Source organism: Caulobacter sp. B11, assembly GCF_002737765.1.
Lineage (GTDB): Bacteria > Pseudomonadota > Alphaproteobacteria > Caulobacterales > Caulobacteraceae > Caulobacter.
The window spans coordinates 1-7,478 of record NZ_PEGG01000118.1; the positions used below are offsets into that span (position 1 = coordinate 1).

Annotated in this window: 4 protein-coding genes; all 4 read right to left on the reverse strand. The window is 66.5% G+C overall.

What is annotated here, in order from left to right; all coding sequences use genetic code 11:
- Window position 1 precedes the first annotated feature (1 nt).
- Complete coding sequence (locus CSW58_RS06265) at window positions 2-2,029, reverse strand: hypothetical protein (protein ID WP_099446708.1); 2,028 nt, start codon at window positions 2,027-2,029, stop codon at window positions 2-4.
- Window positions 2,030-2,129: 100 nt separating this feature from the next.
- Window positions 2,130-3,743 carry a hypothetical protein gene (locus CSW58_RS06270; RefSeq protein WP_099446709.1) on the reverse strand — a complete coding sequence of 538 codons (1,614 nt, stop codon included), beginning with the start codon at window positions 3,741-3,743 and terminating at the stop codon, window positions 2,130-2,132.
- Between the two features lie 101 nt (window positions 3,744-3,844).
- Window positions 3,845-4,783, reverse strand: a complete 939-nt coding sequence (locus tag CSW58_RS06275) for an NAD-dependent epimerase/dehydratase family protein (protein ID WP_236627681.1) — start codon at window positions 4,781-4,783, stop codon at window positions 3,845-3,847.
- A gap of 161 nt (window positions 4,784-4,944) precedes the next feature.
- Window positions 4,945-7,478 (reverse strand): rhamnan synthesis F family protein (locus CSW58_RS06280; RefSeq protein ID WP_099446711.1); only part of this gene is annotated, 2,534 nt, incomplete at its 5' end.

The window sequence follows — 7,478 nt, forward strand, 5'->3', positions numbered from 1 at the left end:
TTTAGCGCGTCGGTCCCTCGGCGCGCTGCTGGTGAATTTGATGAAGCTGAGGCGACAACAGATCAACGATCCGGGCGGGGTCGATATTGTAGTCGCTGTAGAAGACGCCTTCGTTGACGTCCCGGATGTCCTCGATGTCCGGCGCGGCCGGCGCGGGGACATCCGGACGCACCTCGGGCCAGAAGCCGAGTTGCCCCAGGTGTCCGCGTTCGGAATGGGCGACACCCGGACGGCCGGCGATCCAGGTCATCAAGGTCAGGCCCGAACCGATGGTGGCGACATAGGCGTCGCAGGCGAAGGCCCAGCAAATGCTGCGATAGAGCGGCATTTCGAAGCCATTGATGACCAGCACCCCATCCGGGATCCGGCGGCGGATCTCGGTCGCCATGGACTCGCAATCGGCCATTCCGTCAAGGATGAGCGACAGGGTGCGGCCCTCGGAGACGACGCGCTCAGCCAGGGTGACCGCGGCTTCGACCTGATCAAGCCAGACCTTGTTGTGAGCCCGCAGGTTGAACCAGATCAGCAGATCGGCTTGCCGGGCCGTCGCCACCACGGCTCGCTCCTCGGGTTCGAAGCGGCTTTCGGCATGGTCGCGGATCTTGGCCGCCGTTTCGGGGGAGATCCGCAAGGCGGTGGGCCGCACGCAATAGAAGCGTTGACGGATGACGGTCTGGAAGAGGTTGTCGGGGTCGACCGCGCGAACGATCTCGAGGTCTTGCGTCTCCTCCAGCCCGACCTCCGGACCCAGGAACGGGGTCTTGTAGACCAGGATGCGGCCGACGGACTGGGGCAGACCGATCTGGGAATAGCGGACCAGACCGGAGATATCGTTCCAGAAATAGTGGCCCATGTTGCTGAGCGTGCCCGACAGAATGATCGGTCGGGTCTCCGAGGCGAGATAGTCGAAATAGGCCAGGGCGTCGCGCGCCGCCATCACCCGCAGCAGATCGATGAACGGCTGGTGGACGTTCCAGTCATAGGCGGGCTGGCCGATCTGAAGGATCAGCTCCAGCCTTGGCACATAGATGTAGGCCTTGCGGCCGCCGAAGCCCGAGGCCACCAGGTAGAAGGGCGTGCCCCCGTCGAAATAGTGGAAGATATGGCTCTGGCCGCCCTCATGCGACATCACCGGAACCGCATGGCGTGACGCCAGGATCGCGCCGGTGAACGGGCACGGGCACAGGGCCACCCCCGCCGACAAACCGGTGAATTGAATGGCGGCCTGACCCTTGGCGAGGTTGCCGAGGAACGGGTGACCAAAGTCGCGCTCGGGAAAATCCAGATTCAGCCGCAGTTGGGCCGCCAGATCCGCGCGCCCCGCGCGCTCGGCGAAATCCGCTTCCGAGACGAAATCGTCCTTGGCGCAATCGCCAACGGCGGCGATGTCCAGGCCGAAGCCGCGCAGGTCGGAAGCCGAGGCGTCAAGCGTCGCGGCGTCCCAGGCCATGATCACGCGGGCGCGGCGAAACTGCTGGGTCCAGGCGGTCAGGTCGGCGCCCTCGGCGGCGACGGCCAACTGGGCCACAGCCTCGCGCGAACGGCCGTGGACCGCCTTCCAGAGATTGTTCAGCCCGTGGAACGCGGCAGGCTTGGGCGTGGCCGGAAAATTCAGAACCGCCACCCTGGAGGGATCTGGATGGATCTCGGGCGCGGCGACGGCGCGGAGTGCGAGGTTGCGAAAGGTCAGCGCGCCCCCGTGAACGCTGAAGCGAAACTCAACCCCCTCGGCGGGCTCGACGACGTGAATCCAGACGGTCGCGGCCGATTGCGCCGGCTGGGCGAGACACTGCTGGCCGCCGGCGAAGATGTCGAAGATCGCATCCTCGTCGGCGTCGATGTCGTAGACGACCTGATACCAGCCAGGCTGCATCTCAAGATACGGGCCGTAGAGAACGTAACCCTCATGGCCCGGCGGCACGCGCAGCACCCCGTCGGCGTCCAGAAAGACGGCGAAGTTCGGAATGATCCGAAGATCTGTCGCCCCAAGGTTCATGTCCTGGAAGTCCGCACGGTCGAGCTTGGTCAATGGGACCCCGAGTAACAAAAGCGCCTGGTTCAGCTGGCGGCAGACTTAAACGGAAACCCTCGGAGTCAGAAGCCTTAAGCCTCGCGGCCTGGGGCGAGACCTATCCAGCCGCCTCGATCAAGGCGTCGATCAGATGGGGCTCGGTCAGGAAGGCTTGCTGTCGGGGCAGCACGCCGGTCAGCTGCACATAGTTGTGCTCAAGAATCGGCGACAGGGCCCGATACCAGTCCAGCAGCGCTTCCGGCGACATCGCCATCAACCGGTCGATCTCGGTCATCAGGGCCGAGAGCCGGTCGGTCACGTTGGTGATGCGGTCATAGGACTCGTCGATGAAGGGGTGGAAGGTCTTGAACCCGAGGTCGCGCAACATCGACAGGGCGCCCGGATTGCCGACGATGATGAAGGGGTGGAAGCCCAGGAACGGCTTCAAGGCCTTTTCGGTGATGCGGGCGACATCGCCCATCGACACCTCGCTCTCGGTGATGACGCTGAAATAGCTATCCCGGTAGAGTTCGAGCGGCACATCGAATTCCGGCACGCCCTGGTAGGCGGGGCCCAGGTCGAGGGTCATGCGCCCCGCCGCCATCAGCCGTTCGAAGCCGGTCGCTATGACATCCTGATGCGGGAACCAGCCAGGGACGCTCTCCAGCCCGCCGCCGTCCTTGCGGTCCGAAAAGCCGCGAAAGGACAGTCGGCCGCCGAGGTCGTGGCCCCGGCCCATCAGCCAGGACAGCATGCCCACCCGCCACGGCCGCGGCGTGTAGTTGAGGCAGACATATCGGCTGGGCCTCGCGGTGGTCAGGCCCGCGCGATGCGCCGCCAGCCGGTCAGCCACGATCTGGTCTGGATTGGACTTGGCGACCAGGCCGGCGAACCGGCCTGGAAAATAGTCATAGTAGAGGACCTTGATGCCGGGGCCCTCCGCGGTCTGCTCGCGGAGGGCGGCATATTGCTCGGCGAAACGCCGGTTCTGGGTGAGAAGCACGACCCGATCGAGCGGGATGCCCTTGAGCGCCAAGCCCTGGTGCAGCGCCTCCAGCCACGGCGCGACGGTGAGGGCCGCCTGGCCCTCGTTCGACATGTCCAGCAACAGCCGCAGGCGGCCGGCGGCCATGGCCGCGGCGTCCTCGGAGCTGATCTTGCCCATCCAGTGCGCCGCGGAGGGATGACGATCAGCGCCCTCGCCGGCCCACCAATGGGCGTCGCCAAAGCCCTCCATCTGCAGAGACACATAGGTGACATCGGCCAGCGGGTCCGAAACGCGGGCCAGTTGCGAAGGGTTGAATTCGCCCAGGTTGCGCAACAGATAGCTGTCGCCCCGGATGCTGATCGATCGCGCCGGACGGCTTGAGAGCGGGGCTGGCGCGACGACGGGCCGGTTGTCGCGCAGGGTCTTGGCCATGGCCAGGAAGCTGTCGGCCAGCCGCGCCGCGACGCGGTCGGGCCGGTGATCCGAAAAGGCGAAGGCCTCGATCGACATCGCATTGAGGATCAGGCTTTCGGCCTGGGCGGCGGTCAGGAAGGTCTGGAAGCCGTGGTCGCCCGACCCGAAGCCCGCGGCCAGCAGATCGGGGCGGCCGCGGTCGGCCCGACCGACGGCCACGACCACGCCGTCGAGCCGCAATTCGACATTGAGATGGGCGTCTGGATCCCGAGCGTCAAAGGCCCAGCCCTCGACCCGGTCGCCGGTGATCGCCTCGATAACTGCTTCCACGCCGCATTCCCAGAACAAGAAGGCCCGTCATGGGACGCTGCCGGTCGCGCGCCTCCACAACACAGGGTTGCCGGCCCCGATCCAGAGGCCTTAGTCCAACATCACGGACGCGAATAGCTTGTTTCGCCGGCCTTGAGTTGGTCGATCATCGCGGCCACGCCCTGGCCCAGGCTGTAGCGGGGAGCCCAGCCGAGGTGGCGCCGGGCCTTGTCGACGCATAGCACGCTGACGGGGATGTCGATCCCGCGACCCGGCAGACGCGACACGTCCAGGGTGCGGTCCAGCACGTCCTCGATGACGCTGATCACTTCGTTGATCGAGGCGCCGACGCCGCTGGCCACGTTGAACACCGGTAGATCGGTCAGGTCAGGCAGAGCCTGGGTGGAGAGGGCGACCAGGGCGTCGGTCGCATCGCTGATATGGATGTAATCGCGAACCACGCTGCCGTCGCCCCAGACGGTCAGGGGTTCGCCGCGCAAGGCCCGGGCCACGAAGGTGCTGACCAGGCCCTGGTTGCGATCGAGATTCTGGCCGACCCCATAGGGGTTGGACAGTCGGGCGATGCGACAATCCACGGCGCCGCTGTCGTGATAGGGCCGCATGTAGTTCTCGACCGCCAGCTTGGTCGCGCCATAGATGCTGAGCGGCCGTGTCGGGCTGTCCTCGGTGGACCTCTGGTCCTGGTGGCGGCCATAGACCGTCCCGCCCGAGGAGACGAAGAGCACCCGCTTGCCGCCCAGCCGGGCGGCGGTCTCGAGCAGGTTGATCGCCGTGCGAATATGGGTGTCGACGTCCCAGATCGGATTCAGGGCCGCCGTCTGCGGAATACTGGCCCAGGCATAGTGGTGGATGACGTCGACGTCGGCGATCAGGGCCGGCCAGTCGCAGGCGGTCAGGTCGACGGTCTCCAGACGGACGTTTTGGGGATCGAACCGTTCCGGTTCCGGCGGCGGCCGGCGGCTGGCCAGGATCACCTCGACGCCGCGCGCCGCCAAAGCCAGGGCGACATGCCGACCGACAAATCCCGCACCCCCGAGCACCAGGTGCCGTTCCTTCGCCCCCACGCTTGTCGTTCCTATCTCACGAGTTCGTACTAAAGGCGTCGCCGGACCACCCATTGGGGGTTTCGCGACAGACGGCTAGTAGGCACGCCCCGGCGCTGTTGCCAAGCCGATCCTGCGGCGGCCCCGGCCCGGAGGCCCTACCAGCCCGAGCCCCGCTTGAAGATCGTGCTCCAGCTATGGCCGGTCGCATCGCAAATCGCCGGCAGCATGCGTTCGACCGCGTGCAGCACGGTGCCGTCGAACCGCGCGGGCTCGGCGGGGTAGTCGTCGAAGCCCAGCTTCAGCGCCCACAGCGGCGCCAGGGCGGCCGGCCGGGCCCAGAACATGTTGCCCACCGGAAACACCGGGAACTCGGGCAGGGTGGGTCGGGGCGTCATGCGATCAGCCAGCGACTCGGCGAGGGCGCGATTGTCCGACCAGCCGATCGCGTGGCGATCCTCGGCGAACACCAGGCCAAGCTTGGGGTCCTGGGCGAACAGGTCGAAGATGAAGGCGATCTCCGAGGGCTTGCCCAGCAGGGTGTCCAGCAGATAGCCGCGCCAGCGGTCGCCCAGGGACTCGCCCGCCGCCAGGCTCTTCTTGCCATGCAGGTGCCCGACCAGGCCGTAGCCCCCCGCCAAGACCGCGTCGCCGACCGAGGTCATGAACGGGCCGATGTCGCGTCCGCGATTGGGCCCCTCGATCACCTCGACCTTGCCGCCCTTGTAGTTGAGCAGGGCGGCCTGGATCTGGATCTTCTTGTTGGCGCTGGTGGTCGTGATGAACAGGTCGATCGGGGTGCGCACGGCCTTGAGGCGCTGCACGAAGACCGGCGCCAGCTCGGCATAGTGCATGTGAACATGCAGGGCGACGCCGCCCTCCGGGGTCTTGCCGCCGCTCTTGCCGACCAGGATCCGGCAGTCATGGGTCCTGGGCGCGGTCAGCTTGCCGCGCGAGGCCGCGTCCAGGGGAATGACCGGACCGGCGACGCCCCGCGCCTGCACGCCCCGCCACATCCCGTCGCTAAACCCGGGACGGGGATCATAGGCGGTCAGGCCCTTGGTCGCGTGAGCGACATAGTTGTTCAGCGACACGTCCGGCATCGGGTTCTCGGGCACGCCGAGATAGAAGGCCGCATCGAACAGGTCGCCGGCGGCCAGGCGATCGCGCGCCTCGATCTGCCCCTTGCGCACCTGGGTCGCGACCTGCAGCTCGCCCTTCAGGAATTCGGCATAGGCCGCGAAATCCAGCGTGTTGTTGACGAACGCGGCGTTCAGCGTCAGGGCGTCAACCGGCGTGGCCAGATGGCCGACAATGGCCTTGGCCGCGGCCAGAGGGTCGCAGTAGTCGACCACCGAGCCCACCGCCAGGCCCGCCTCGATCGGCTCCGACAGACCCGTGGCCTGGCTGAAACAGACCAGCGGCTTGCCCTGATGGAAGGCGTCGACCCCGACATTGGGATAGGGGTCCAGACGAGACGGCAGATAGAAGACGTCGGCGACCGCGAAGAAGGCCTCCAGATTGCTCTGGGCCGGGAACAGATGGACCCGCTCCCCGAGACCTTGGCGCTCGATCAACTCGCGCAGCCAGATCGAGGTGGCCAGATCGTATTCCGGGTCATAGCCGTCGCCGACCCACACGAAGCAGACATCCTCGTCGGTCAGTCGGGCCACCTCGCGCGCGGTCTGGACAAACAGGTCGACGCCCTTGCGGGTCTGAACATAGCCCGCCCCCAGCACGATCCGCGGTTTGGCCCCGGCCTGCGGCCGGATGGACTGGATGATTTCCTCGGCGCTCAGATCGCCCTCGGCGCTTGGCGCCTCGTCGACCAGCCGCCCCTGCGGCCGGATCACGATATTGTCGGCGTGCGAGCCGTAATAGGTGGTCAGCTCCTTCTGGGCCGACTGCAGCACGATCCTGGCGGGCACGACGGCCCGGTCGGCGGCGGCGATCACGTCGGCGACCTTGCCGTGGGGCAGCGAGTATTCGGCGAACTCGTGCACCAGGACCACGCTGGGCAGGTCGACCTGCAGGGCCGCCTTGACCAGGGCGTAGGTCTCGACGGAATTGGCCAGCAGGGCCGACAGGCCAAACCGCCGCATCAGGTCGCGCAGCAGAAATTCCGCGTCCGTGGGGTTCAGGTCACCGACCAGAACCTGGGTGCTGCTCTCAATGAACGGCTCCATCAGGCCGCGGTCGCGCCCCAGATAGGTGATCACGTTGTGGGTGGGCCCAAAGGCCCGGGCCAGGGCCAGACCGACGAGGGGCGCGCCGGTTCGCGAGCCTTCGTGATTGGCGATCAGAACCGTCGGCTTGTCCCGGTCGTGTTCGACGTCGCCGACCCGGTACATCGCCCGGAAATCGAAACGTCCGCTCCGGCCCTCTTCCTTGCCATATTCGCTGTAGTGGGCGAACGGCTCGACCCCCGAGGCGACGAGGTCGGGATAGCGGCGCGCATAGTATTCGTTCGAGAAATCCGGCGCCGGGTTCAGGCCCTGACGCGCCCCGTGCAGCAGATAGTGCCGCGGCAGATTCTCGCGGTCCGCATCGGTCAGGGTCGGGTTCTGGCGAAGATAATAGCCTTCGTCGAAGCTGTCCTTGATCCGCTCCAGAGACTCCTGAAGCATCACGCCATTGATGTAGCGACGTTCCTTGCGACCAATACGGGCATAGTGAACCAGCGGATTTTCGC